We start from the raw sequence: 25,126 nt of genomic DNA on the forward strand, positions 1-25,126 counted from the left end.
TCACCGCCCCGGGCCGCCGGTGCCCGCTCCCGTGGTCTGCGCCTCGGTGGCCGGTGCCCCGGCGGCCTGGGCCGCGGGGGCCTGCGCTCCGGCGCCGTGCGTCTCGACGTAGTCGGCGAGCGTGGTCAGGGAGTCCACCAGCTCGACCGACAGGTCCTCGTCGTCGATCTGGATGTCGAACTCGTTCTCGACCCAGATCAGGAACTCCAGGCCGTTGACCGAGTCGATGTCCAGCGCCTGCCGCAGGCCCTCGTCGGGGATGGCCGCCGGGTCGCGGTCGAGGCGCAGCGCCTCGACGAGCACGCGGCGCAGCCGGTCCTTGGTGTCGCTCATCGCTTCTCCTTGTCGGTCGGGTGGCGGCGTTCGGTCGGGCAGGGGTCGGGCGGGGGGCCGGTCGGACGGGGCCGGTCGGACGGGGTCACAGGTAGCCCATGGCGCTGAGCGTCCTGGCGGTGGCGTCGTCCTCGGCGAGCAGCCGGACCTCGTCGTCCGGGGCGGCCGGGCGGTCGTCGTCCTCGGGCAGGAACGGGACGGGCGGCGCCGCGTCGTACAGCTCGGGCAGCGGGCGGCCGTCGATCCCGGCGGGATGGCTCAGGCCCAGGTCGTGCAGCAGCGTGGGGACCAGGTCGGCGAGCGCGACCGGGGTGTCGCGGCGGCCGGGGGACAGGGCCGGTGAACGGTAGGCCCACATGCCCTCGTAGCGGTGCATCCCGGTCTGCTCGCTGGGCCGCCAGACCGGCCCGGTGATGTTCGGGCTGGCCAGGACGCCCTGGTCGGCGGGCACCAGCAGCAGGTCGGGCGCGGCGGCCGTCATCGGGCCGGGGTAGGCGACCTCGCGGGGCAGGATCTCGGCGAAGATCCGCTCGCCGGTGTCGGGGGCGCGCAGGCCGCCCAGCAGTTCGGTGACCTCGTCCCGGACCCGGCCGGCGTCCCCGGGCCGTACCACGCCGGAGTCCTGGCGGCCGGCCAGGTTGAGGTTCACCGCGTAGCTGTGCGGGGTGGGCATGTACGCGCGGGTGCGGCTCCAGTCCACGACGCGGCCGTCCTCGTGGAACCAGGACGCCTCGCCGTTCGGGGCGCCGGGCCGGGTGGCCAGCAGCCCCGCCTCGGCGAGCACCCGGTTGACCGCGACGTGGTGGCGGCCGGGGCCGAAGCCGTGGTCGGAGACGACCATGACCCGGGTGTCGTCGTCGACGAGCGCGAGGAGGTCGCCGAGCATCGCGTCCACCTCCTCGTACACCGCGGCCACGGCGGTGGCCCACTCGTCGCGGGCGGGCGGCTCGTACCGGGGGTGGCCGTGGTCGCAGAAGTGCCAGTAGTGGTGGCAGATGCGGTCGACCTCGGTGACCACGGCCATCACCACGTCGGCCGGGTGCTCGCGCATCAGGTACTCGACGGACCTGCCGCGGGCGCGGACGTTGTCGACGGCGAGGTCGAAGTAGGCGTGGTCGCCCTGGAACATCGTGGTGATGTCGGGGCGGAACCCGGCGCCCGCGCGGGCCATCTCGCCCAGCAGCGTGGCGGGCCGGCTGAACCGCAGGGTCTGCGCCAGGGGCCAGGTGATCTGGTAGCCGGGCAGGTCGCGCGGCGGGTGGGACATGGGGACGTTGATGATGCCGGTGCTGAGCCCCTGCCGGGCCAGCCACTCCCAGACCACGCCGCACCCGTAGTCGCCGGTGCCGACGAGGCGGTCGCGGTAGCCGGGCTCCTGGGTGTCGAAGAACTGGTAGACGCCGTGCCCGCCGGGGCGCCGCCCGGTGACGAACGTGGCCCAGCCCGGCGCGGTGTGCGCGGGCCAGGTGGTGGTGGTCGGCCCGTGGGCGCAGGAACGCAGCAGCCCGGCCAGCACCGGCAGCCGTCCGGCGTCGATCAGCGGGGCGATCAGGTCGAGGCTGCCGCCGTCGATGCCGAAGATCAGCGCTCTGGGTGTCGGTCCGGGCGCCATCCCCGCACCTCCTCAACTCGGGTGTACCCACGCTAAGCAGACATATTTACTCTTGTCAACAAAGTCACCTATGCTGGATAACTCCAGTCATCCATGCGAGGAGGGCACATGACCCGGCCCGTCGAGCCGTCCCGCCACGGCCTCCCGTCCGCCGTGGTGTTCGACCTGGACGGCGTGCTGCTGGACACGACCGAGAACATGCGCCACGCGTTCACCGCGTGCTGCCGCGAGGCCGGGCGCCGGGACGCGCCGTCCTTCGCCGAGTTCCTCACCCACATGGGCGCGCCGCTGCCGCAGATCCTCACCGCCGTGGGGCTGCCCGCCGCCCTGGCCGCCACCTACGAACGCGAGAGCACCAACCAGATCGGCCTGGTCCGGCCGTACGACGGGATCACCGCGCTCCTGCGCGACCTGCTCGCCGGCGGCGTCCCCACCTCCGTCGCGACCGGCAAGGCCACCTGGCGGGCGGTCCAGATGCTCGAACGGACGGGGCTGCGCCCGCTCCTCGGCCCGGTCGTCGGCAGCGACCGGGTGGCCCGCCCCAAGCCCGCCCCCGAGATCGTGCTGACCGCGCTGCGCGAGAGCGGGGCGGAGCCCGCGGGCGCGATGTTCCTCGGCGACAGCCCGCTCGACATGCGCGCGGGCCACGGCGCGGGGGTGACCGTGGTGGCGGCGGGCTGGGGCCAGGGCGCCCCGGCGGCGCTGCTGGCCGAGGGCCCGCACCGGCTGATCGACCATCCGCGCGAGCTGCTGGAACCGCTGGCGGCAGGAGGGCCGGTCCGTGGCTGACGCCGGTGAGGTCCTGCTGCTGAACGGTCCCAACCTCGGCCGCCTCGGCACGCGCAGACCCGAGGTGTACGGCACCACCACGCTGCCGGAGGTCGTCGACGACCTGGCCGCCCTGCTGGCCGGGCACGGACTCGGGCTGCGCGCCGTCCAGGACGAGTGCGAGGGCCACCTGATCAAGGCCGTGCACGCCGCCGCCGACGGCGGCTGCGCGGGGGCCATCGTCAACCCCGGCGCGCTGATGATGAACGGATGGGGCCTGCACGACGCGCTGGAGGACTTCCCGCCGCCCTGGATCGAGGTGCACATCTCCAACATCTGGGCGCGGGAGCCGTTCCGGCACACCTCGGTGCTGTCCCCTCTGGCGGACGGCGTGATCTGCGGCCTGGGCGTCGAGGGATACCGGCTGGCGGCGCTCGCGCTCGCGCGGAAGGCGGGGCGGGCGTGACCAGGGTCCTGCTGAGCCCGCATCCCGACGACGCGGTCTGGTCCTGCGGCGGCATGCTCGGCCGGTGGGCGGACGAACCCGGGGGCCTGACGGTGGTCAACGTGTTCGACGGCCCCGGGATGGAGGCGCGGCGGGCCGAGGACGCCCGCGCCCTGGCCCGCTGGCCGCTTTCCGTACGGGGACTGGGCTTCACCGAGGCCGCCCGCCGGCACGGGGACGACGGGCGGCCCCTCTACCCGACCCCGCTGGCCCGGCGGCGGCCCCGGCACCGCGGCGAGGACCGCCTGGTGGCCGAGGTCGCCGCCGCGCTGGCCCCGTACCTGCGGGACGCCTCCGAGGTGCTGGTGCCGCTGGCCCGCCGCACCCATGTGGACCACGAGATCGTGCGCGAGGCGGCGGCGTACGCCCTGGACGGCGCCTTCCAAGCCGTCCCGCCCGTCCCGGCCGGGGCGTCCGGGGTCAGGGTGACCTGGCACGAGGAGTTCCCCTACGCGCCGCCGCGCCGCGTCCCGGCCGGGCTGGCGGCCGAGGAGCACCCGGCCGACCTGGACGAGTGGCTGGCCGCCGCCCTGGAGTACCGTTCGGAGGTGACGGCGATGTTCGGCGACGCGGAACGTTTCGCCCGCGCCCTCCGCCGCCATGCCCGGAGCGGCGCCGCGACCGGCACCGGCGGCACCGCCGTGTGGCGCGCGTGGACCCCCGCACCCCGGACCCGCACGGCGCGAGCGCGAGCCGGGGAGCGGGCCGGGGCCGGGGAGCGGGCCTGGTACGGGACGTAGGACGGGCGGGCCCGCCGTCAGCGTCCGCGCGGCGGCGGGACGGCGGGGACCCCGGCCACCTCGGCCACCTCGGCCAGCCGGGCCGCATAGGCGCCGGGACCACCGCGCTCACCGAGCAGCGCGGGAAGGGCACGCACCTCGGGCAGATCGTGTTTCGCCACGAACCGCGCGAGGTTGAGGTCGTGCTCCTCCCAGCGTCCGGGACGGCCATGGGTGAGGTGCACGCCCGAGGCGTCCCGGTCGACCACCGGCCGGTGCCCCGCCTCCACGAGCCGCAGGCCCAGTTCCAGGTCCTCGCACCCCCAGGCCGAGCCGAACTCCTCGTCGAACCCTCCGAGGCGCGTGAAGACGGCGCGGGGCAGGGCGAGGTTGGCCCCGGCGGCGGCCAGCCACGGCACCCGCGGCGGGCGGCCCTCGTCCATCTCCAGCACGGCGCGTTCCAGCGCGTTGCGGACCAGCCGCGGCCCGAAGCCCGCCACCACCTTGGCGGCGTCCGCGACGAGCGACTCGTCCGGGGCGTCCGCGACCGATTCCAGCCAGCGGCGCGCGCCCGGGAACTCCAGCAACGGGCCGTGCACGAATTCGCCGGCCCCGCCCGCGCCGGAGGCGTGCCGCAGGTGCGCGGCGAGGAAGCCGGGGCCGGTCAGGATGTCGTCGTCCAGGAACAGCAGGTACGGATGGCGGGCCAGCGCCGCCCCGGCGTTGCGGGCGGCGGCCCGGCCCGTCCCGCCCGCCCACGCCACCCGCACCGGCGGCCCGGCCGCTCCCAGCAGCGCGGGGGTGCGGTCGGCCGAGCCGTCGTCCACCACGATGATCTCCACCGAGCCCAGGTCGGGGGACCGGAGCAGGCAGGCCAGGGTGGCGCGCAGCGAGCCGGCCTTGTCACGGGTCGGGATCACGACGGACAGCATCGGTCTCCTCCGGGAAATCGGTCCCCTCCGGGTACGGTTCAGGCCGCCAGCGGACGTCCCGCGGCGGAGTACGCCCCCGACAGCAGGTCCAGCACCGCCGCGGACTCCTCCAGGCCGGGCCGCCAGTCCGCGTCCCCGGCGGCCAGCGCCACCGCGTCGTCGAGCTGCCGGTCGTACTCCTCCGCGAGCGGGGCCGCGGCGGACAGGTCGTGCCCGCGCCCGCCCGCGGCCAGGGTGAGCCGGGGACGCGGCACCCGGTGCGGGCTGAAGCCGAAGGTGGTGACCAGCTCGACCCGCCCGCCGCCCGTCACCGCGATCCGGGTGACGTCCACCGGGGTCCGCGACCGCCACGCCGCGCGCAGCGCGAGCCGGGACCGGTCGGCGAAGCGGGCCGACAGCCGGCCGTCCGCCTCGACGGTGACCCGTCCCGGCGCGGCGCTGTCGCCCCGCCAGCCGGCGCCGCCCGCCACGACGCCGGGCGGTTCGGCCAGCTCGGCCGTGACCTCGACCGGGCGCGGGAAGTCCAGCAGGCCGAGCGCCACCTCCGCCACGTGCCAGCCCAGGTCGATGAGCGCGCCGCCGCCGGCGGCGCGGCGGTCGGTGAACCACGACCCGGGGCGGGGCAGCCCGCTGCCGCGCAGCCACTCGGCCTCCACCTGGAACGGCGGGTCGAGCAGCAGCCCGGCCATGCGCCGCAGCGCCCGTACGTCGCGCCGGTGGGACGCCGGGCGGCTCACCAGGACCCGTGCCCCGGCCCGTTCGGCGTGCGCCCGCAGGTCCCGCAGCTCGCCGGCGCAGAGACACGGCGGTTTCTCCAGCAGGACCGTGACCCCGGCGTCCAGGCAGGCCCGCGCCAGCGCGGTGTGCGTGCGGTTGGGCGTGGCGATGAAGGCCAGGTCCATGCGGTTGCGCAGGAACTCACCCAGGTTCGCCTGGGCCTGCGGCTCCGGCACCCCCGGGTGGTAGGGGTCCAGGATCGCCACGACCCGGCAGCGCGGATGGGCGCGCAGGCGCGGCAGCCAGACCGTGCGGTTCATCCAGCCGAAGCCGACCAGGCCCACGCGCAGCGGCGCCACGGTCATCCCCCGGCCGTCTCGGCGACGAGCGCCGCGACCCGGCGGAGCGTCTCCGGCTCGGCGAGCAGGATCCGGTGGTGCAGCCAGAGCCCGAGCATGCCGACGGTGTCGGCGACCTGGCAGCGGGCGGCCAGCTCCCCCACCGTGGCGTCGGGGGCGGGACCGGCCCAGAACCCGTCGGTGCGGTACACGGGCGGGAAGTTGGGGAACGCCGGTACGCCCAGGTGGCGCAGCCGTTCCACCATCCGGTCGCGGTCGCCGACGCCGAACCGCGCCGGGTCCATCAGCAGCAGGTACATGTACTGCGGATCGACATCGGTCCGCGGGTCCCGGGCCTGCGGCGCGAGGGGCAGGCCCGCCAGCAGCTCGTCCAGCAGCGCGGCCCGGTCCTCGCGGATCTTCGTCTGCCGGGGCAGCCGGTCGAGCTGGGCGCGCAGCACGGCCGCCGAGAACTCGTTCATCCGGTAGTTCGAGCCGCCGGTCAGGTGCTCGTACACGAGGTCGCCCCGTGGCCGCCCGCAGGTGTGCAGCAGGTAGGCCCGCTCGGCCAGCTCCCGGTCAGGGAAGGTCAGGGCGCCGCCCTCCCCGGCGGTGATCAGCTTGCCGTTCTGGAAGCTGTAGCAGGCGACGGACGGGTACTCGCCGACGCGGCGGCCCGCCCGCGACGCGCCCTGGGCGTGCGCCGCGTCCTGCACGATGACGCAGCCGTGCGCGTCCGCCAGCTCGCCCAGCCCGTCCAGGTCGGCCATCTGCCCGGCCATGTGCACCGGGATGATCGCCTTGGTCCGCGAGGTGATCGCCTCGGCGGCGGTGTCCGGGGTCAGGCACCAGGTCCGCGGGTCCACGTCGGCGGGCACGGGGACCGCGCCGATGTTCTGCACGGCCAGGGACGTGCTGACGAAGGTGAACGCGGGCACCACCACCTCGTCGCCGGGGCCCACGTCGTGGAGCCGCAGCGCCAGCTCCAGCGCGTGGGTGCCGTTGGTCACCGCCAGCGCGGCGGGGGCGCCGTTGAGGTCGGCGAAATCGCGCTCGAACGCCTCGACCTCCCCGCCTCCCGCGCGCCACCACTGCCCCTGGTCCAGGGCTCGCAGGAGGGCGGTGCGTTCGGTGTCATCGTGGTACGGCCAGGGGGGCAGGCCGAGCGGGTTGTCGTCCATCGTGCCGCTGCTTCCTTTCCGTGGTGGGGGCCGGCTCCGTGATGGAGGCCGGCCTGGTGGTGGAGGTCGGCCCGGTGGCGGCCGGGTCGGCGGCCGGCCCGGTGGCCGGGTCGGTGGCAGGGTTGGTGGCAGGGTTGGTGGCAGGGTTGGTGGCAGGGACGGGCAGGGTTCGCGTCGCGGCGAGCACGGCGCCCTCCAGCGAGGCACGCGCGCCGAACCGCGCGGGCCGTACGTCCGGGGCGGGGGTTCCGGCGCGCAGCCGCCGGGCAGCCTCCGCGCGTACCCGGTCCGTCAGCGCGGGGACGCCGGCGCCGAGGCCGCCGCCGATCGCCACGACCGCCGGGGCCAGCAGCTCGGCGAGGTCGGCCACGGTGAGGCCGAGCGCGGCGACGGCCGGGTCCAGGGCGGCGTGCGCCCACCGGTGCCCGGCGCGCAGCCCGGCCGCCAGCTCGCTTGGGGTGACGGGCCGCCCGCGCCGCCAGCGGGCCTCGGCGAGGACGCGCGGGCCCGAGGCGTACGCCTGGAGGCAGCCGTGCCGCCCGCAGTCGCAGCGTTCCGGGGCGTCCGGCCGGACGACCACGTGGCCCGCCTCGCAGGGGGTGACACGTTCGGGAGGGTCGCCGCGGCGCGCGTACGCCCCGCCCACTCCGGTGCCCAGCCCCAGGTAGAAGAGGGTGGGGACGTCGCGGGCGTGCGTCTCGGCGTACGCGGCGAACGCGGCGTCGTCCCCGATGAGCGGGCGGACGCCGAACCATTCGCGCAGCAGTCCGGGCAGGTCGATCCCGCGCCAGGACGGCCGGGTCGGCCAGCGGGTGACCACGCCCGCGGCGTCCAGCGTGCCGGGGAAGGCGACCGCGACGGCGTCCGGCCGCCCGGCGCCCAGCCCGGCGGCGGCCTCCCGCAGCCGGCGCAGGTCGCCGGCCGCCGTGCCGTCCTCCCACCGCACGGTGCGTTCGGCCACGATGCGTTCCGCCGCGGCCCCGCTCGTCGCGGTGCCGCCGGTGACGGCGCGGACGGCGGCCTTGGTTCCGCCGACGTCGATCGCCAGGACGGAGCTCAAAACCGCGCACCCCCGTCCACGAGCAGCGTCTGGCCGGTGACGTAGGACGCGGCGGGCGAGCACAGGAAGCCGACCGCCGCGGCGACCTCGGCGGCGGTGGCCAGGCGCCCGACCGCGACCCGTTCGGTCACGGCGCGGTCCTCCTCCGCGGTGTAGACGGCCTCCTCCGCGTGCGGGTCGGCCTCGACCGCGCCGGGCGCGACCACGTTGACGGTCACGCCGAAGCGGCCGAGCTCCCACGCGGCCGACGCGGCCCAGGCCGACAGCGCGGCCTTGGCGGCGGCGTAGTCGGGCTGGCCGGGCAGGCCCGCCACGCCCGCCCGGGAACCGATCAGGACGATCCGCCCGAACCGGCGGCGCAGCATGCCCTTGGCCGCCGCCGCGGCCAGCGCGGTGGCGCCCGCGACGTTGAGCTCCCACGCCCGGCGGCCGGTCCCCGGACCGGCGCGCAGGGCGGGGACGCGTTCGGTGCCGCCCGCCGCGCACACCAGCACCTCGGGCGGGGTCTTCTCCCTGCGCAGCCGGGCCAGCAGGGCGGTGGCCTGGTCGTGGTCGGTGACGTCGAGCGGTACGCACTCGCCCGTCCCTCCGGCCGCGGCGACCGCGTCGAGCATCAGCGCGGCCCGCTTCTCCCCGCCGTGGCGGGTGCCGACCACGTGCGCGCCGCGGGCGGCCAGCTCGGCGCACACCGCGCGGCCGATGTGCCCGGACGCTCCGGTGACGAGGGCGGTCCTTCCCGCGAGCCGGGCCGGTCCCGCGGCTTCGCCCGGCCCGGGGGCTGCGGCGGCTGCGGCGGCTCCGGTCGTTCCGGCTTCGGTCGTTCCGGAGGGGCGGGTCATGACGGCACCTCCTCTTCCTCCGTACGAGCGGCCGTACGTGCGGCCATACGCACGGCGCGCGGTCCGGCGTGCGCGAGGGCGAGCGTGGCCGCCGGGCTCCCCGCGTGAACGGTCCGCCCGGGGGTGAGGCCCGCCCGCGCCAGTCCCGCGGCGAGCCCGGCCTCGGTGGGCCACCAGCAGCCGCCGTGCGTCAGCCAGTCCAGCCGGATTGCGGGCGGCGGGCCTCCCGGGGCGTCCAGGAACACGTCGTCGATCAGCAGCGTGCCGCCGGGCGCCAGCAGCCGCGCCAGGGTCTCCAGGTCGCTGCCCGGTCCCGGCAGGTGCACGGCGTTGCAGACGACCACCAGGTCGAACTCGCCGCGGGGCGGGTCCGGATCGGCGTCGGCGCCGGCGAGCGCGCCGACGCGCAGCAGCGTCGTGGCGGCGCCGCGGGCCGACCGCGCGTACCGGCCGGGGCCACTGGTGATCTCCAGCAGGCGGTGGCCGGGGCGCTGCCGGGCCAGGCCGAGGCCGAGGCGGCTGCGCCGCCAGGCGGCGGGGGAGTGCATGGCGTTCCGGTACGCGGCGGCGGCCTCGGGGTCGGGCGGGGTCCGGTCGAAGCGCCGCCCCGCGATGCCGTTGCGGGCGACGTCGGCCAGGGCGTCCCGGGTGACCCAGGTGCGCGCGAGCCGTTCCTCCAGCGCGATCAGGGCGGCCACGGACTCGTCCAGCCCGGCGGGGGCGGGATCGCCGTCAGCGCTGCCGGGATCGCCGGGAGGGCCGTGAGCGCCGGGTTCGCCGGGAGCGTCCGGGGCGGTGCCGGTCCCGGCCGGGCGCAGCAGGCCCGCCGCCTCCGCGGCCCCGAGGAGTTCCTGGCAGGCGCCGCGGTCCAGGCCGAGTTCGGCGGCGGCGGCCTCCGGGGTGGCCGGGGACCGGGCGAGCCGTTCCAGCAGGCCGAGGCGGTCCAGCGCGAACAGCAGCTCGCTGCGCTTGTACGCCTGCGCGGCCTCGGCCAGCGCGCCGGTGTCGGGGGTGAGGGGACGGGCGGCGGCGGGCTTGCCGACCGCCGTACGGGCGACGTCGCCGACCGGGAGGATCCGGTCCGGCACCTTGGACGGGGCCAGCTCGGCGGCGGCGTGGTCGCGCAGGGCCCCGGCGGGCCCGGCGGCGGCACGCGTGGTGACGACGTCGGCGACCAGGGTGCCCGCCGGGCCCGCCGAGACGCGGGCCTCCACCACGCTGCCGTGGCGCCGGAGCACCTGCTCGACCTCGTCGGGCGCGACCCACCGGTCGCCCCGCCGGACGGCGCGGGTGCGGCGGCCGATGACGCGCACGCCGCCGGGCCCCTCCTCGACCAGGTCGCCCATGGCCCGCCAGCCGCCCCCGTCCACGCGTACGTGCAGCTCGCCCTGGTCGATGCGGTACTCGACGCCCTCCAGCGGCCACCCGACGACCCCCGCCGGAGCCCCGGGGGCGCCGCTGAACAGGGCGCCGGTCTCGGTCGAACCGTAGTTGCGCGCCAGGCCGAGCCCCAGGACCTCGGTGAAGCGGCGGTCGAGCTCGGCGGTCACCGGACCGGCCCCCACCATGATCAGCCGGAGCCGGTGCCCGGGCGCGATCGAGCGGGGGGCCCGCGCCGCGAGCAGCCGGGCGGTGGCGGGCACCAGCGGCAGGACGGTGGCACCCGCGTTGATCAGCTCGGCGCAGCGGCCGAGCGCGGCGGGCGGGGCCGGGTGCAGCGCGGCGCCCGCCACGGCGGCGGCGTGCGCCCAGCCGAGGGCGTAGGCGTGCCACAGCGGCAGCGGCAGGGCGATCACGTCGGCGGGCGTCAGCGCGGCCCAGCGGGCGTGCCTGCGTCCCTCGGCGTCGAGGGAGGCCCGGCTGCGGGAGACGAGCTTGGGGACGCCCGTCGATCCGGACGTCGGGATGAGCACCTTCCCGCCACCGTCCGCTGCGGGCGAGGCGCCGCCCGAGGGCGAAGGCGCGGGGCCGCACGAGGGCGAGGGGCCGGGGCCGGACGAGGGGGCGCGGGCGGACGGCTCGGGGGAGGGCGGCTCACCGGTCAGCGCGGCCTCGCCGCCGACGCGCAGCGTGCGGGTGCCGCCGGCGGTCTCCAGCAGCCGGCGCACCTCCGCGTCCGGTGCCGCCGCGTCGGCGAGCAGCGGTGCCGCCCCGGCCGCCAGCAGCGTCCAGTAGGCCGCCAGCCAGCGCGGGCCGTTCTCGCCCACCAGGGCGATCGGCTCGCCGGGCCCGACCCGCGCCGCGCGCAACGCCGCGGCCAGTTCCGCGTCGGTGCCCGCCGCCGCCTCAGCGAGCATGACCGGCCCCCGCGGCGACGCGGCGCTCCCTCGCGCGGCGTCTCGCGCCCACCGCGGGGGGACGGGTGCCGTCCCGCTCCTCCTCGTAGAGGCGCTTGCGGTCGGCGATCAGGGCGCGTACGCGCGGGGGCGAGTAGGTGGGGGCGGCGCACAGCTCGTCGAGGGTGATCTCGTCCTCGAAGTACATCGAGAGGGTGTCCCAGGGCGTGAAGCAGCCCTTGCAGGCGTTCAGGCGCGGTTCGGGCGAGAGCAGCGCCTGGTACATGCCGGTCTCGCCGACCTCCGCGAGGGTCTCGGCGTAGTCGTCGTCCAGCAGGTTGCCCATGTTGGAGAACCAGATGTTGGGGCACGGCGTCACGACGCCGTCGCTGAAGGTGGAGACCACCAGCCGGGGCAGATGGCAGCGGAACGTCCGCTCGCCCTCGTGGTAGAAGCTGAGCAGCCGGTCGAAGTAGGGACGTGGGGGCAGGACGCGGGCGAAGTCGTCGTAGCGCTCGGCGAAACGCTCGATGTGGTGGATCTGGTCGTCGCGCACCTTGAAGCGGTCGCTGTCGGGGCCGCGTACGGGGAACGGGAAGTAGACCGGCGGGTCGTCGAACCCCTGGAGCCATTCGGCGAACGGCTCCATCTCGCTGACGCTGCGGTCGTTGAGGACGGCGTAGATCTCCACCGGCAGCTCGCTGCGCAGGATCGTCTCGATCCTGCGCACCACCTTGCCGTGCAGGGACTCGCTGTGCACGCGGTAGGAGTTGCCGCCGTACAGGTGGCTGTCCAGGGAGACCTGGAGGACGACGTTGCCCCAGCTCGCGAGTTCGGTGAGGTGCTCGTCCCTGAGCAGCACCCCGTTGGTCTGCACGACGACCACGTCGTGCTCGCGCGCCTGCGCGCGGATGAAGTCCATGATCCCCGCGACCAGGAAGATCTCGCCGCCGGTGACCTTGAGCAGGGGGACCTGGAAGGTCCGGTCCACCCGCTCGTCGATGATCGGCAGCCGGCGGCCGAGCGGGCTGCCGGGCCGGAAGTGGTCGCGCGTGGGCGGGCCGAAGATCAGCTGCTCGCCGTGGGCCTGCTTGAGGTTGCTCTGCCCGGTCAGGCAGTACGTGCAGCTGAGGTTGCACGAGTCCTCGTTGATGACCAGGTCGTTGCCGAGAAGTCTGTCGATCACGTCGCCCCCTCAGGCGGCGCCGGGCACGACGCTCGGACATCGGCACCCGACTTGACAAAATTCATAACAGGAGTGATTCGAACTAAAACTCAAGTTATTGTTCTTGTCAACATCAGAGGAGGACGCATGACACTGGCAACACCGGGTGTGCGCCCGAGCCAGCAGCCCGCCTGGCCGTCCCCGGACCGGCTCGCGGAGGTCCGCGCGGAGCTCGCCGCGCGCCCGGCGCCGGTCGGCCCGGCCGCCGTCCGGCGGCTGCGCGGCAGGCTGGCGGCCGTGGCCCGCGGAGAGGGGCACCTTCTGCAAGGCGGGGACTGCGTGGAACTGTTCGCCGAGGTGTCGGCGCAGACCACCCGTGCCAAGGTCGCCCAGATCAGGGCCCTGGCCACGCTGATCGAGCACCGGACCGGCCGGGCCGCCGTCCCGGTGGCCCGGCTCGCCGGCCAGTTCGCCAAGCCCCGTTCGCAGGACTTCGAGCGGCTGCCCTCCGGCGAGGTGCTGCCGGTCTTCCGCGGCGACGCCGTCAACGGGCCCGAGCCCCGCCTGGCCGCGCGCACCCCCGACCCGGGCCGGCTGCGCCGCGCCTACCACCTGGCCGGACGCGTCCTGGCGGCGCTGCCGCCCGACGGCGACCGGGGCGCGGTGTTCGCGAGCCACGAGTCGTTGCTGCTGGACTACGAGACGGCGCTGGTACGGGTGGACCCCGCCACGGGCGCGCGCTACTGCTCGTCCGGGCACCTGCTGTGGATCGGGGAGCGCACGCGCGCCGCCGGCGGCCCGCATGTGGAGTTCGCCGCGGGGATCGCCAACCCGGTGGCGGTCAAGCTCGGCCCCGGCACCGACCCCGGCGAACTGGCCGCCCTGGTGGAACGGCTGGACCCGGGACGCGTGCCGGGGCGGCTGACGCTGATCCCGAGGATGGGCGCCGCGCTGGTCGAGGCGCGCCTGCCCGCGCTGGTGGAGACCGTGCGGGAGCTGGGCTCGCCCGCGATCTGGCTGTGCGACCCGATGCACGGCAACACCGTCCGGCTCCCCTCTGGACGGAAATGTAGGGCGATGTCGGCTATGCTGACCGAACTTCAAGGCTTCCTGCGGGTGCTGAGGGAGTACGGACGCCATCCCGGCGGCGTGCATCTGGAGATGACCCCGCACAGCGTCACCGAGTGCGTGGACTCCCTCGCCCCCGGCGGCGCCGAGCCGCCGCTGCCCCGGTACACCACCGGCTGCGATCCCCGGCTCAACCGGACCCAGGCGGCCCGCCTGGTGGCCGGTTTCGCCGCGGCACTGGCCGCGACGGACCGGCATCGCCGGTAAAGTTCCTGTTATCTCAACTTGACCCTGGTCAGCAAGATTACGCCGTGATGGCTATACTTCAGTTGTGACTGCAGCGAACGCCGCGGGCGGAGAAGGTCCCCGGCACTCCCGCCGGAGCGGCGGCCTCAAGGTCTCCCAGCCGGACTTCGGGCGGCGCGTGCACCTGCGGCGGCGGGAGCTCGGCCTGTCCCAGCGCCAGCTCGCCGACGGCGTGGTCACCCCGAGCTACATCTCGCTGCTGGAGTCGGGCGTCCGCATCCCCACCCTGGACGTCATCGTGCACCTGGCCCGGGTGCTGGACGTGCCGGTGGAGGAGCTGACCGGGCTGCCGGTCGAGGAGCTGACCGGCCGCTCGTCCCCACCGGCGCCGGCGGGCGAGAAGCTCGATCGGTCGCTGCTGATCACGCGGGCGCTGACCCGCAGCGCGCTGGACGCCACCGACTTCGCGGAGGCGCGCGCGCTGTTCGAGCGCACCTACCGCGACGCCCGGCGGTCCGGCGACCACGAGCGGGCCGTCGAGATCGGGCTGGACCTGCACGGTGTGCTGCTCGCCCAGCGCGACCACCTGGAGCGCACCGCGCTGCTGCGCGAGCTGCTGGAGCTGACCCCCGCCCGCGAGTCCACCGAGCTGTGCGTGATCCTGCTGACCGACCTGGCCTCGGCCGAGCGGGACGCCGGCCGGCTCGGCGAGGCCCGCGACGCGGCCCGCGGCGCGGTGGACCGGATCGCGGGCACCGCGCTGGAGGGCACCGCCGAGCACGCCCGGCTGCTGGGCGTGCTGATCTCCGTGCTCAGCGAGCTGGGCAGGCTGGAGGAGGTCGAGCCGCGGGTCGAGGAGCTGCTGTCGATCGCCGACCGGCTGGCCCGGCCCAGCGTGCTGGGGCGTTCCCACTGGGTCGTCAGCATCGTGTCCGCCCAGCTCGGCAGGCATGAGGAGGCGCGGGAGCACCTGGTGGTGGCGCGCCGCCATCTGGCCTCCTCGGAGATCCCGCTGCACGACTGGGTGCACTTCTGCCGGAGCGCGGCGCACGTGCTGATGGACGCCGGCGCCGACCTTGCCGAGGTGCGCGAATGGCTGGAGTCGGCCGACCGCACCGCGCGGCTGCTCAACCTGCCCGGCGAGGAGTCCAAGATGGCCGCCCTCAAGGCGCGGTACGCGCGGCGGGCGGGCGATCTGGAGGAGGCCGCGCGGCTCTACACCGAGGCGCTCGGGGAGGACTCGGCGGTCACCGGGCTCGACCTGGTCAACATCAAGATCGACTACGCCGAGACCCTGCGCCTGCTCGGCCGCGGCCACGAGGCCGCCGCGCTGCTCCGCGACACGGCGGACCTGTGCGAGAAGAACGGCGCCTACCAGGTCGCCGTCCGGGTCTGGCGGCAGATCGACCGCCTGCACTCCGAACTGGCCTGAACGCCGGGGGCCCGCGGATGGGCCCCCTTGGTCCTGCATACCTCCCAAGATTCCGCGCATATAAGGGGAAATTGGGCCCTCCGCATGCCCTTGACTCTTGTTAGCGTGGGCGATGACAGAGTCACCAGTCTTCGATGACCATAGTCATCTCCCTCGAGAGGAAGACATGCTCGCTCACACCCATGACCAGGACGACGGGGACACGGCCGCGGGCCAGGTGCCCGCCCCGCTCCGCCCCGCCGAGACCGGCGAACCCGCCGCGGGCGGGGACGGCGGTGACCAGGACTGGCCCTGGCGGCGCGGCCGGGACGGGTGAGGCCGCCCCGGAACCGAGGTGTCCAAGGTGACGTCCACCGATGTGTCCCCGCTGGTGGGGCGGCTCCGCCTCATCCCCGACACGGCCCGCCGGTTCGCGGTCGGCGCGTCCGCCGCCCGCTCGTTCTACCGGCTCGAGCCCGAGCTGCTCGAACGGCTCCTCGACGCGGGCCTGCCGCATGTCGGCCGCGGCCCCGACCGGCTCTTCGACGACTACGACCTCAGCAACAGCGCGCTGCACCTGGGCCGGATGTCCGTGCAGCGACGGGCGATCCGGTCGTGGGCGAACTCACTCCGCACCAACGCCGCGGCGGCTTCGACCCGTTACCGGCTCACGGTGCTCGCGCCGTGCCCGGCCCCCGGCCACCCCGGCCCCTGCCGCTACCTCTTCCCCGAGACCCCCGAAACCTCCGAGACCTCCGGCGACGGTTCGGCCGACACCCCGGCCGACGGCTCGGTCGACGGCCGCGCGGCGGGCACCGTCCAGCGGGCGTGCGTACGGGAACGCCCGGACGACCCCCTGCTGGTGCTGGACGTCGTCCAGCGAGGTGACTGGCCCGAGGCCGGGACGCGGGTACGGGAACTGGTGGCCGAGCACGGCGCCGCCGACTTCTTCATGCTGCCGGAGGCCGTCCGCTGGGACCCGGGGTTCTTCGCCGCCACCGGGATGTCCGACTGCGGAGGCTGCGCGGCCCGGCTCGTCCGTGCCGCCGCCGCGCACGGCCTGGACGCGCGGTTCTCGTTCGGCGTCCTGGTCGCCAAGCCGTACTCCATCGCCCACTGCTGGGCCGAGTTCCGCACCGGCGGCGGCTGGACGCCCGTCGACCCGATGCTGATGCGCATCCTGACCGACTGGGGCGGCCTGGACCCCGCCCAGGCGGACCCGTGCCGTTCGCCCGGTCCCGTCCTGCACCGGCTGGCCGACCATGTCGCCAAGCTCGTGGACCACAACGGGATCTGGGCCCCCGTCTCACTCCCCACGGAGCGCCTGTGATGGCCGAACCGTACGCCATGTTCATCGACGGAAGCCCGGCCGACGCCGCGAGCGGGGCCACCTACAAGACCTTCGAGCCCGCCACCCGCCGCCACCTCGCCGACATCGCCTCCGGCGGGCCCGGGGACGTGGACCGCGCGGTCGCCGCGGCGCGCGCGGCGTTCGACTCCGGGCCGTGGCCCCGGCTGCCGCCGGCCGAACGCGCGGAGGTGCTGCGCCGCGCCGCCTGCCGCCTGGAGGAGGAACGCGGACGGCTGGCCGAACTGGAGGCACGCGACAACGGCGCCACCATCCGCAAGGCCCTGGACGCCGACGTCGGCGCCGCGCGGGCCGCGTTCCTCCGCGCCGCGTGGCAGGCCGAACGGCTGCCCGACCGGGTGCCGGGGCCGGACGGCAGCGTCCTGCGGCGCCCGCCGCTCGGCGTCGTGGCCGCGATCGTGCCGTGGAACTTCCCGCTCGCGCTGGCCGCCGCGCGGCTCGCCCCGGCCGTCGCCGCGGGCAACGCCTGCGTGGTGAAGCCCGCCTCGTTCGCCTCGGTGACCGTGATCGAGCTGGTCCGGCTGCTGGCCGCCTGCGGGCTCCCGCCCGGGGTGGCCAACGTCGTGACCGGGCCGGGCGCGGCCGTGGGCGGTGCCCTGGCCCGCCACCCCGGCGTCGACCTGACGGTGTTCACCGGCTCCGACGACGTCGGCGAGGACGTCGCCCGGGAGGCGGCGGCGGGCGGCGCGCCGGTGCGGCTCAACCTCGGCGGCAAGTCGCCGAACGTGGTGCTGGCGGACGCCGACCTGGACGCCGCCGCCGACGGGGTGCTGTGGGGCGCGTTCTTCCACAACGGGCAGATCTGCATGGCCGGCACCCGCGCCGTGGTGGACCGTGCCGTGCACGACGCGTTCACCGAACGGCTCGTGGAGCGTGCCCGCGCGCTGCGGCTGGGCGACCCGCTCGATCCCGCCACCGACCTCGGCCCGCTGGTGTCCCGGCAGGGCGCCCGGCGGACCCGGCGCTACGTCGACCTGGCCGTCGCCGAGGGCGCGCGGGTCGCCTGCGGCGGCACCGGGCCCGGCCCGGACGACCTGCCGGCCGGGCTGGACCACAAGGCCTACTTCCGCCCGACGGTGCTGACCGGTGTCGGGCCGGGCGACACCATCGCCCGCGAGGAGGTGTTCGGCCCGGCGCTGGCGGTGATCGAGGCCGGCGGCGCCGACGACGCGGTCGCGATCGCCAACGACTCCCGGTACGGCCTCAGCGCCGGCGTGTGGTCCGGCGACCCCGACCGCGCCCGCGCGACCGCGGCGCGGCTCCGCGCGGACCGGGTGTGGATCAACGAGTACCCGATCGTCGACCTGTCGCCGCCGTCCGGCGCCGCCGGGGCCTGGGACGTCCACACCAACGAGCTCGACGACTACCGCGCCCGCCGGATCGTCAGCGAGTGCCCCGGCCGGGGCACCGCCGCCCCGTACCACGTCCTCGTCTCCTAGCCCGCCCGCGCGCCGGACGACCTTGATCACCTCCGTCAGGAAGGAGAGGCCCATGCGGGTCTTGTTCGCCATCTCGCCGGGAATCGGCCACCTCTTCCCCACCGTGCCGCTGGCCTGGGCGCTGCGGTCCGCCGGGCACCGGGTGCTCGTCGCCACCACCGACGACTCGGTGGGAGCGGCGGCGAGGGCCGGGCTGCCCGCCGTCGACGTCGCGCCGGACGTGGACGTCGAGGCGCTGCTGTGGGACTACGGCGAGCAGGACCAGGACCCGGTGGAGGCCGCCCGGGACATCGGCGCGGTCATCGCCGACGCGCAGGGCGCGCCCGAGTCGCTGTTCGAGATCTTCTCCCGGGTCTCGGACGCCATGGTGGACGGCATGGTCGAGACCGCCCGGCGGTGGCGCCCGGACGTGATCGTCCACTCCATCCTCCAGGCCGCCGGGCCGGTCACCGCCAAGGTCATGGGCGTGCCCGCCGTCGAGCACGGCTTCGGGTTCCTGCGACACCGCGACTACGCCGAGCGCTACCTGCGGCACATGGTCCCCGCGTTCGAACGGCACGGCGCCGAGCCCGGCCCGCCCCGGATGACCTCGATCCACGTCGCGCCGCCGAGCATGATGCTGGGCGACGGGCCGGGCTGGCCGGTGCGGTACACCCCGTACCACCAGGGCGGCGTCCTGCCGGACTGGCTGACCGAGCCCGCCACCGGGCCGCGCGTCGCGGTCACGCTCGGCACGTTCGTCCCGCACATGGCGGAGCTGACGACCGTCGAGCGGGTCCTGGAGGCGGCCGGCGGGGTGCCCGAGGCCGAGTTCGTGTTCGCGCTCGGCGACGGCTACGACACCGGCGGGCTGACCGTGCCCGGCAACGTCCGCTTCACCGGCTGGGTGCCGCTCGACGAGCTGCTGGCCACCTGCGATGCCGTCGTCCACCACGGCGGATGCGGCTCGGTGCTCGGCGCGCTGACCGCGGGGCTGCCGCAGCTGACGCTGCCGCACGGCGCCGACCAGTTCCTCAACGCGCGGATCCTCACCGGGCACGGCGTCGGCCTGGAGGCCGACCCCGGGGAGGTCACCGCGGACACGCTGCGCCGCCTGCTGACCGACGCCGACCTGCGCGAGGCGGCGCGGCTCAAGCGCAAGGAGATCGAGGCCCAGGCCACGCCCGCCGAGCTGGTCGGCCGGCTGGCCGCGTTCGCCGGCCGGGCGTGAACCGCCCTGGGAACGCCGTGAGACACCGTGCGAAGACCGTGAGACACCGTGCGAACGCCGTGTGGTGAGAAGAGCGGGCCGACGGGAAGGAGAACCCCATGGAGCAGGTACGGGCCGACCGGCTCGACGAGGAGATGGAGGAGCTGCTGGGCGCTGCGGGCGGCAGCGAGCGCGTCCTGGAACGGGCGATCGGACGGCGCGGCCCGGACCGGGTCGCGGCCGAGGCCGTGGCCGAGATCGCGTTCCGGTGCGCCCCGCCCTCCGGATGCCGCGGCGACGTACGGGTGGGGGTGACGCTCACCCATGGCCCGGCGGCGTACGGGCACCTGTTCCGGCTGTCGGACGGGGCGCCGGTCAAGGTGTCCGAAGGCGTGCCCGAGAACGTCGAGATGCGGCTGGAGGCACGCCTGACCGACGTCGTACGGGAACTGTACGGGCCCGCGAGCGGCCGCTCGCTCGGTGTCTTCCGCGCCGAGCTGCTCCCCGCGCTGCGCCGCGACGCCGGCGCCGCGGCCGGGTCGCCGGACGCCGGCTGGGAGGGCTGCCGGCGAATCGCCGCCGCCACCAACGTCATCGTCAACGCGGTGTCCGACCGCGCGCCCGCCCTCGACCGGCTCGCGCTGCGCCACCCCACCGACAAGTGGGGCGGCATCCACTGGTTCACCCCGCACTACGAACGGCACCTGGGACCGCTGCGCGACCAGGTGGTGCGCGTCCTGGAGATCGGCATCGGCGGGTACGACGACCTGGGCGAGAGCGGCGGGTCGCTGAAGATGTGGAAGCACTTCTTCGGCCGGGGCCTGATCTACGGCGTGGACCTGTTCGACAAGTCGCAGTGCGACGAGCCCCGCGTCCGGACGCTGCGCGGCGACCAGAACGACCCGGACTTCCTGCGGCGGCTCGGGGAGGAGCTGGGGCCGTTCGACGTCGTCATCGACGACGGCAGCCACATCAACGAGCACATGCGCACGAGCTTCCGGGAGCTGTACCCGTACCTGCGCAACGGCGGGTACTACGTGATCGAGGACCTGTGGACCTCCTACTGCCCCGGTTACGGCGGCGACGAGACGCCCGGACGCCGCGACGAGGCGACGGCGGTGGGGCTGGTCAAGGAACTGGTGGACGCCGTGCAGCACGAGGAGATCCCCGAGCCGGGCGCCCGGCTGCGCGAGACCGGCCGGTCGCTGCTCGGCGTGCACATGTACCACAACATCGCGTTCCTGGAGAAGGGCGTCAACGAGCAGGGCGGGGTGCCCCCGTGGGTGGGCCGCGCGCCGTTCTGGGGCGAGGCGCCGGACTGACACCGGACCGGGAGGGGCGAGGTGAGGGACGAGTGGTGACGGCGAGCGCCGGCACGGGCCCGCGGGCGAGGTACGACACGGTCGTGGTCGGCGGCGGATCGGCGGGCGCGGTGCTCGCCGCCCGCCTGTCCCGGGACCCGGGGCGCACGGTGCTGCTGCTGGAGGCGGGACCCGACTTCGGCGCGGACCCCGCCGCGTGGCCGCCGGAGATCACCGACGCCGGGGAGGCGTCCGCGACCGGCTACGACTGGGGGCTGGAGGGCGAGCTGGGCGCGACCGGCCGCCGCCACCCGGTGTACGCGGGCCGGGTCCTCGGGGGCGGTTCGGCCACCAACAACGTGGTCGCCCTGCGCGGCCACCCGGACGACTTCGCCGGGTGGGAACGCGGCGGGCTGCCCGGCTGGTCGTTCCCGGACGTCCTCCCGGCGTACCGGCGGCTGGAACGCGACCTGGACTTCGCCGGGTACGACTGGCACGGCGCGGACGGCCCGATGCCGGTGCGGCGGCCGGGCGCCGCCGAGCCGGCCCCCGAGCACCGCGCGTTCCTGGAGTCCTGCGCCGAGCTGGGCCACCCGCTGATCGACGACCACAACGCGCCCGGGGCGGCGGGCGCGGGGCCGCTGCCGCAGAACGAGGTGGGGCGGGTCCGGCAGACCACCGCCCTCACCTACCTCGCCGCCGCCAGGGACCGGCCCAACCTGCGCATCCTCCCTGACACCACGGCCGAGCGGATCCTGATCGAGGACGGGCGGGCCCGCGGGGTGCTCCTCGCGGGCGCCGCCGAGCCCGTCCTCGCCGGACGGGTCGTGCTGTGCGCGGGCGCCTACGGCACCCCCGCGCTGCTCATGCGTTCCGGTGTCGGCCCGGCCGCGCACCTGGAGCGGGCGGGCGTGCCGGTGGCATGTGACCTGCCCGGTGTGGGGGAGGGGCTGCAGGACCACCCGCTGGTGCCGTTGCGGTTCGCGGTGCCCGGCACGGCGCGTCCCGCGATGGGCCAGACCCTGCTGACGCTGCGCAGCGACGCCGGGGACGGGGCGCCGGACCTCCAGATCATGCCCGCCGGGCCGGTGCCCACCCCCGACGGGACGGTGTTCCTGCTGTTCGTGGCGCTGCTGGAGCCGCGCTCGCGGGGACGGGTGCGCTTGCGTCCGGCGGACCCGGGCGGGCCGCCGGACATCGACGTCGGCGTGCTGCGCGACCCGGCGGACCTCTCCCGGATCATCACCGGGATCCGGCACGCCCGGAGGCTGGCCGCCGCCGGGCCGCTCGCCCGCCGCCTGGACGGGGAACTGTGGCCCGGTCCCGCGGTGGAGTCGGACACCGGCCTGGCCGAGGCCGTGCGCGAGCAGCTGACGCTGTACCACCACCCGGTGGGGACGTGCCGGATGGGGACGTCCGCGGACCCGGGCGCGGTGGTGGACGGCGCCGGGCGGGTCCACGGCGTGGCGGGGCTGCTGGTCGCCGACGCGTCGGTGATGCCGGCCATCCCGCGCGCCAACACCCACCTGACCGTCCTGATGATCGCCGAGCGGATCGCCGGGAACCTGGAGGAGGGGGCCGGTCTCACCGGCGGGCCGTGACGCCGGGCTCGGCCGTGACGCCGGGCTCGGCCGTGACGCCGGGCTCGGCCGTGACGTCCGGCCCGGCGGCGACCGCCAGCGCGGTCAGGATGAGGCCGTCCCGGACGAGCCAGCGGCCGGTGAGCCGGGTGAACGGCGGCGCCGGCGGGGGCGGCACCAGCCCGGCGGCGAACCCGTTCCCGGCCGGATCGAACTCCACCGTCACGTGCCGGAAGCCCAGCGGCCGGCGGGTCAGCGGGAACCACACCTTGTACACCGACTCCTTCGCGCTGAACAGCAGCCGGCCCCAGTGCGTGCGCGGCAGCGCCGCCGCCAGGCCGGCGAGCGCGGCGCGTTCGGCGTCCCCGGTGATCGCGCGGAGCACGCGCCCGGGCAGGGGCTCGTGCGGCTCGGCGTCGATGCCGAGGGCGCGGACGTCGGTTCCGCGCGCGACGGCCGCGGCCCGGTAACCGGCGCAGTGGGTCATGCTCCCCACCACGCCCGCGGGCCAGCGCGGGGCGCCGCGCTCGCCCGGCGGGACGGGACCGGCGGGCAGGCCCAGCCCGCCCAGCGCCCGGCGCGCGCAGGCCCGCGTGGTGGCGAACTCGCGCCGCCGCGCGGGCGGGGCCGCCGCCACGGCCGCCCGTTCCGCCGGGTACGGCTCGGCGCCGGCCAGGTCGCCGAAGCTCTCCGCGCTCACCACCGGCCCCGGCAGGATCTCCTCGATCATCCGGTCCGGGCCAGGAGCGGCGCGGCGGCGCCGGGACGGGCCGCGCGGGCCTGGACGCCGCGCAGGCAGGCCAGGAGCGTCCGCGCCTCGACGTTGACGTAGTGGCTGTGCCGGATCAGCGCGGCCAGCTCCCGGACCGGCGTCCAGCGGTGGTGCGGCGCCGCCGCGGGCGGGCGCCGCGGGTCGGTCTCGACGATCAGGTACCGGTTGCGGGCGTGGTAGAACCGGCCGCCCTCCTCCGACAGCACCGACTCGAACAGGACCCGTTCGGGCGGGGCCGCCAGCACCTCGTCGAGGTAGGGCGGGCGCGCGGCGCCCGGCAGGATCCCGTAGTTGGGGGGCGTGCACTGCACGGTGGGGGCGAGTTCCACCACGTCGGCGTAGCCGGGCTCGGCGCGGGCGTGGACCAGCACCTCCGGCCCGGCCGCGCCGCGCCTCAGGAGGAAGGCCGAGACCCCCTGCCCGCGCGGCTCGATCATCGGCTGGGTCCAGCTGGACACCTCCCGGTCCCGGGCCCGCACGTCCACCGCGATCACGTCGAAGAACCGGCCGCTGTCGTGCCGGATCCGCTCGCTGGTCCGCCGCCAGCGCTCCACCTGCCGCAGCGGCACCGCCTCGGTGCCGACCTCGCGCAGCGTGCGCTCGTCGGTGATCCAGCTCAGCGTGTCCGCGCCGGGGTCGCAGGCGTTCACCGGCAGGCACGCCAGCACGCTGCGCGCGTCCATGTTGACCAGGTCGTCCACGGCCAGCAGCTCGTACAGCTCGCCGAGCGTCAGCCAGCGGAAGCCGGGGCGCACCGGGACGTCCCCGGTCACCTCGGTGATCATGTTGCGGTTGCGCTTGCGGTAGAACCAGCAGCCCTGCTCCGACTGGCGGACGTCGGCCAGCACGCGGTGCCGCCGAGGCCGCTGGAAGTACTCCAGGTAGGGCACCGGGCGCCCGCCGTGGCGGCGGGTGTAGTTGCTGCGGGTGGCCTGCACGGTGGGGGACAGCTGCGCGCCGCCGTGGTTGCCCGGCTCGGTCTTGGCCTGCATCAGGAAGTGCAGGACGCCGTCGAACTCCTTGGCCAGGATGCCCAGGATGCCGATCTCCGGCTGGCGGATGATCGGCTGGGACCACTCCTCGACCGGGGCGCCGGGCATCCGCACCCGCAGGCCCTCGACCGAGAAGAACGCGCCGCTGTCGTGGCGCAGGTCGCCGGAGTCGGGGTCGAACCGCCAGCCGCGCAGCCGGTCGAACGGGATGCGTTCCGCGCGCAGCCCGCCGCCGGCGGCGTGCCCGGCGAACCAGGCGCGGAACCCGTCCAGCCCGGCCCGGTCCACGGTCCGCTCGGACCGGGCGACGCGCTCGTCGAGGTCGTTCATGCCGCCCACGCCTCCGGTGCCGGGCCGCCGCGCCCGACCGGCGGGAAGAGCTCCTCCAGCCGGTCCAGGACGTCGCCGGGCAGGTCGAGGTCCAGGGCGCGCAGCGCCCCCTCCAGGTGCTCCAGGCTGCGCGGCCCGATGACCGGCGCGGTGACGCCCGGCCGGTGCGCGACCCAGGACAGGGCCACCTCCGCCGGCGGCAGGCCCGCGCCGGCGCACAGCTTCTCGAAGGCCAGGACCTCCTCGCGGCGGTCGGCGAGGGCGACCTGCGCGCGGCCCTGCGCCGACTTGACCGCGGTGCCGCGTTCGAGCTTGTCCAGGGCCCCGCCGAGCAGGCCCCCGTGCAGCGGCGACCACGGCAGCACGGCCACGCCGTACGCCTGGGCCGCCGGGATCACCTCCAGCTCGGCCTGCCGGGTGGCGAGGTTGTAGGCGCACTGCTCGGAGACGACGCCGAGCAGTCCCCGGCGCGCGGCGGCCTCCTGCGCGGCGGCCAGGTGCCAGCCGGCGAAGTTGGAGGAGCCGACGTAACGGACCTTGCCCTGCGTCGTGAGCGTCTCCATCGCCTGCCACACCTCCTCCATCGGCGCGTGCCGGTCGAAGCGGTGCATCTGGAACAGGTCGATCCAGTCGGTCCGGAGGCGCCGCAGCGACGCCTCGCAGGAGTCGATGATGTGGCGGGCGGACAGGCCCTGGTCGTTGGGCCGGTCGCTCATCGGGTTGAACACCTTGGTGGCCAGCACGATCCGCTCCCGCCGCCCGCCGCCCTGGGAGAGCCACTCGCCGATCAGCTCCTCGGTGAACCCGCGGTGCACCTGCCAGCCGTAGTGGTTGGCGGTGTCCAGGACGTTGACGCCGTGGTCCAGCGCGGCGTCCATGATCGCGAAGCTGTCGTCCCGGGTGGCCCTGACGCCCAGGTTCAGGGTGCCCAGGCACAGCCGGCTCACCCGGAGCGCCGTGCGGCCCAGATACGTGTACTGCATG

Annotated in this window: 23 protein-coding genes; 11 read left to right on the forward strand and 12 right to left on the reverse strand. The window is 75.9% G+C overall.

Translation table 11 applies throughout. The annotated features are described in order from the left end of the window. Positions 1–333, reverse strand: coding sequence for an acyl carrier protein (locus IW256_RS00240; RefSeq protein ID WP_197009000.1), 333 nt, complete (start codon positions 331–333; stop codon positions 1–3). An 85-nt stretch (positions 334–418) separates the two neighbouring features. Next, positions 419–1,945 (reverse strand): alkaline phosphatase family protein, encoded by a 1,527-nt coding sequence (locus IW256_RS00245; protein ID WP_197009001.1) that lies wholly within the window; start codon positions 1,943–1,945, stop codon positions 419–421. A gap of 108 nt (positions 1,946–2,053) precedes the next feature. On the opposite strand from IW256_RS00245, the gene IW256_RS00250 reads away from it, so the two are divergent. Genes IW256_RS00250 through IW256_RS00260 form a run of 3 tightly spaced genes read left to right on the forward strand, consistent with a single transcriptional unit; the run spans position 2,054 to position 3,958 of the window. Continuing rightward, positions 2,054–2,734, forward strand: a complete 681-nt coding sequence (locus IW256_RS00250) for an HAD family hydrolase (RefSeq protein WP_197009002.1) — start codon at positions 2,054–2,056, stop codon at positions 2,732–2,734. Further along, on the forward strand, positions 2,727–3,179 hold the full coding sequence (locus tag IW256_RS00255; RefSeq protein WP_197009003.1) for a type II 3-dehydroquinate dehydratase: 453 nt from the start codon (positions 2,727–2,729) through the stop codon (positions 3,177–3,179). Before IW256_RS00250 ends, IW256_RS00255 begins: the two co-directional genes overlap by 8 nt. Then, complete coding sequence (locus IW256_RS00260) at positions 3,176–3,958, forward strand: PIG-L family deacetylase (protein WP_197009004.1); 783 nt, start codon at positions 3,176–3,178, stop codon at positions 3,956–3,958. Before IW256_RS00255 ends, IW256_RS00260 begins: the two co-directional genes overlap by 4 nt. A gap of 17 nt (positions 3,959–3,975) precedes the next feature. Here the strand turns inward: IW256_RS00260 and IW256_RS00265 are convergent, their stop codons facing one another. The 7 genes from IW256_RS00265 to IW256_RS00295 are packed head-to-tail and all read right to left on the reverse strand — an operon-like array spanning position 3,976 to position 12,466. Continuing rightward, a complete protein-coding gene (locus tag IW256_RS00265; protein ID WP_197009005.1) occupies positions 3,976–4,869 on the reverse strand; it encodes a glycosyltransferase family 2 protein in 894 nt (297 codons plus the stop codon). A gap of 38 nt (positions 4,870–4,907) precedes the next feature. Next, positions 4,908–5,951 (reverse strand): Gfo/Idh/MocA family protein, encoded by a 1,044-nt coding sequence (locus tag IW256_RS00270; protein ID WP_197009006.1) that lies wholly within the window; start codon positions 5,949–5,951, stop codon positions 4,908–4,910. Beyond that, positions 5,948–7,105, reverse strand: coding sequence for an aminotransferase class I/II-fold pyridoxal phosphate-dependent enzyme (locus tag IW256_RS00275; protein WP_197009007.1), 1,158 nt, complete (start codon positions 7,103–7,105; stop codon positions 5,948–5,950). Before IW256_RS00275 ends, IW256_RS00270 begins: the two co-directional genes overlap by 4 nt. Continuing rightward, entirely contained in the window at positions 7,059–8,165 is a 1,107-nt protein-coding gene (locus tag IW256_RS00280) for an ROK family protein (protein ID WP_197009008.1), read from the reverse strand. Before IW256_RS00280 ends, IW256_RS00275 begins: the two co-directional genes overlap by 47 nt. After that, the gene (locus IW256_RS00285; RefSeq protein ID WP_197009009.1) at positions 8,162–9,004 is read right to left on the reverse strand and encodes an SDR family NAD(P)-dependent oxidoreductase; all 843 of its coding nucleotides are present in this window, start codon (positions 9,002–9,004) and stop codon (positions 8,162–8,164) included. The genes IW256_RS00280 and IW256_RS00285 overlap by 4 nt, the downstream gene beginning before the upstream one ends. After that, complete coding sequence (locus IW256_RS00290; protein ID WP_197009010.1) at positions 9,001–11,301, reverse strand: AMP-binding protein; 2,301 nt, start codon at positions 11,299–11,301, stop codon at positions 9,001–9,003. Before IW256_RS00290 ends, IW256_RS00285 begins: the two co-directional genes overlap by 4 nt. Next, positions 11,291–12,466 carry a radical SAM protein gene (locus IW256_RS00295; RefSeq protein ID WP_197009011.1) on the reverse strand — a complete coding sequence of 392 codons (1,176 nt, stop codon included), beginning with the start codon at positions 12,464–12,466 and terminating at the stop codon, positions 11,291–11,293. Before IW256_RS00295 ends, IW256_RS00290 begins: the two co-directional genes overlap by 11 nt. Positions 12,467–12,592: 126 nt before the next feature. Between IW256_RS00295 and IW256_RS00300 the strand changes: the two genes are divergently transcribed. From IW256_RS00300 to IW256_RS00335, 8 genes are all read left to right on the forward strand, one after another. Then, positions 12,593–13,780 (forward strand): 3-deoxy-7-phosphoheptulonate synthase, encoded by a 1,188-nt coding sequence (locus IW256_RS00300; protein WP_197009012.1) that lies wholly within the window; start codon positions 12,593–12,595, stop codon positions 13,778–13,780. Positions 13,781–13,844: 64 nt separating this feature from the next. Next, entirely contained in the window at positions 13,845–15,191 is a 1,347-nt protein-coding gene (locus IW256_RS00305) for a helix-turn-helix domain-containing protein (RefSeq protein ID WP_197009013.1), read from the forward strand. Positions 15,192–15,357: 166 nt separating this feature from the next. Continuing rightward, positions 15,358–15,507, forward strand: coding sequence for a hypothetical protein (locus tag IW256_RS00310; protein WP_197009014.1), 150 nt, complete (start codon positions 15,358–15,360; stop codon positions 15,505–15,507). A 27-nt stretch (positions 15,508–15,534) separates the two neighbouring features. After that, positions 15,535–16,500, forward strand: a complete 966-nt coding sequence (locus IW256_RS42590) for a transglutaminase-like domain-containing protein (RefSeq protein ID WP_197009015.1) — start codon at positions 15,535–15,537, stop codon at positions 16,498–16,500. Then, complete coding sequence (locus IW256_RS00320) at positions 16,500–17,978, forward strand: aldehyde dehydrogenase family protein (RefSeq protein ID WP_197009016.1); 1,479 nt, start codon at positions 16,500–16,502, stop codon at positions 17,976–17,978. The genes IW256_RS42590 and IW256_RS00320 overlap by 1 nt, the downstream gene beginning before the upstream one ends. Positions 17,979–18,030: 52 nt before the next feature. Then, positions 18,031–19,188 carry a nucleotide disphospho-sugar-binding domain-containing protein gene (locus tag IW256_RS00325; protein WP_197009017.1) on the forward strand — a complete coding sequence of 386 codons (1,158 nt, stop codon included), beginning with the start codon at positions 18,031–18,033 and terminating at the stop codon, positions 19,186–19,188. A 98-nt stretch (positions 19,189–19,286) separates the two neighbouring features. Further along, positions 19,287–20,489 carry a hypothetical protein gene (locus tag IW256_RS00330; RefSeq protein WP_197009018.1) on the forward strand — a complete coding sequence of 401 codons (1,203 nt, stop codon included), beginning with the start codon at positions 19,287–19,289 and terminating at the stop codon, positions 20,487–20,489. Positions 20,490–20,524: 35 nt separating this feature from the next. After that, positions 20,525–22,069 (forward strand): GMC family oxidoreductase, encoded by a 1,545-nt coding sequence (locus tag IW256_RS00335; RefSeq protein ID WP_197009019.1) that lies wholly within the window; start codon positions 20,525–20,527, stop codon positions 22,067–22,069. Here the strand turns inward: IW256_RS00335 and IW256_RS00340 are convergent. From IW256_RS00340 to IW256_RS00350, 3 genes are read right to left on the reverse strand one after another with little or no spacing between them, the layout of a single operon-like run. Beyond that, positions 22,053–22,778, reverse strand: coding sequence for a 4'-phosphopantetheinyl transferase family protein (locus tag IW256_RS00340; RefSeq protein ID WP_197009020.1), 726 nt, complete (start codon positions 22,776–22,778; stop codon positions 22,053–22,055). The genes IW256_RS00335 and IW256_RS00340 overlap by 17 nt on opposite strands. Continuing rightward, positions 22,775–24,142 (reverse strand): NDP-hexose 2,3-dehydratase family protein, encoded by a 1,368-nt coding sequence (locus IW256_RS00345; protein WP_197009021.1) that lies wholly within the window; start codon positions 24,140–24,142, stop codon positions 22,775–22,777. The genes IW256_RS00340 and IW256_RS00345 overlap by 4 nt, the downstream gene beginning before the upstream one ends. Beyond that, positions 24,139–25,125, reverse strand: coding sequence for an aldo/keto reductase (locus IW256_RS00350; protein WP_197009022.1), 987 nt, complete (start codon positions 25,123–25,125; stop codon positions 24,139–24,141). The genes IW256_RS00345 and IW256_RS00350 overlap by 4 nt, the downstream gene beginning before the upstream one ends. Position 25,126: the final 1 nt, after the last annotated feature.

It is taken from the genome of Actinomadura viridis (assembly GCF_015751755.1).
Lineage (GTDB): Bacteria > Actinomycetota > Actinomycetes > Streptosporangiales > Streptosporangiaceae > Spirillospora > Spirillospora viridis.